This window comes from Curtobacterium sp. B18 (assembly GCF_000333375.1).
Classification (GTDB): domain Bacteria; phylum Actinomycetota; class Actinomycetes; order Actinomycetales; family Microbacteriaceae; genus Curtobacterium.
The window spans coordinates 1-956 of the sequence record NZ_BACZ01000459.1 but is presented as its reverse complement, the minus strand read 5'-3'; the positions used below and the strand labels follow the sequence as shown (position 1 = coordinate 956).

The 956-nt window shown below is 75.1% G+C and carries 1 protein-coding gene and 1 pseudogene; both read right to left on the bottom strand.

Annotated elements, in window-relative coordinates:
• Positions 1-656 (bottom strand): hypothetical protein (locus I5E_RS24580; RefSeq protein ID WP_148286955.1); only part of this gene is annotated, 656 nt, incomplete at its 3' end.
• Positions 611-811, bottom strand: a pseudogene (locus I5E_RS23650) (deoxyribodipyrimidine photo-lyase); the annotation flags it as partial. The gene I5E_RS24580 and the pseudogene I5E_RS23650, both read right to left, overlap by 46 nt.
• Between the last annotated feature and the right edge of the window lie 145 nt (positions 812-956).

Here is a 956-nt window from a genome sequence, read left to right as displayed (position 1 = left end):
GCGCCAGGCGGGCGCCCCGCGAGGTTGCCGACGACCGCGGGCAGCGATGCGATGAGCGCGTCCTGCGCGGCGGTGTGCTCGGCGCCGGTCGTGTCCTTCCCGCCGCCCAGGGTCTTCCAGAGCGCGGCGACCTCGTCGGGTGACATGTCGGCGATGCGGTCGGCGAGGGTGCGGTCGAGCATCAGGAGCGCGCCGAGCTCGGTCGGCGACAGGCTGGCGAGCATCGACGCGAGGTCGTCGTCGGACGCGCCGACGCCACGTCCCTCGATGCTGCCGAGGCGTCCGAGCGTCTCGGGGCCGGTGATCACCCGGAGCAGCGCCTGGTCGGCCGTCGTGCGGTCCTGCACGAGCTGCTCCCACTGCGCGTCGAGCGCCGCGGACCGGTCGCCGGCGTCGGCGATGGCCCGCTCCGCGTTCGCGAGGCTCCTGGCGTCCGCCTCGGTCGCGTCGTCGGCCTTCGCGGCGGAGCGGAGCGTCGGCAGCGTCAGCTGCTGTCCGGCGAGCTCGGCCGCGACGGTCCCGCGCTGCAGGCGGATCGCGTCGGCGTCGTCCTTGATGCGCTGGACGTCCTTCGCGTACTGGTCGAAGGCGTCCCCGGCGGCGTCGAAGGGCCGCGGAGCTCGGCGTCGAGCGCGGTGAGGGAGTGGTGCAACCACCACCGGGCCGCCGCACCGATCGGGCGGATGCCGGCGGACTCCTCGTCGAGGACGTACACGACGGTGACCGCGCCGCCGTGGTCGATCGCGGCGCGGAGGGCCGGGTTGTCCGCGAGACGGAGGTCGTCGCGGAGCCAGACCAGGGCGCCGGTCACCGTGCCGCCACGTCGACGTCGGACATCGTCCGGGGGCCGCGACGGGACGTCGACGCCCCGGCGGCGGTGCGGAGCTTCGTGCAGAGTTCGGTGAGCGTCCGGAGCTCGGCTTCGTCGAGCCCGGCACCGACCTGGTCGACGATGG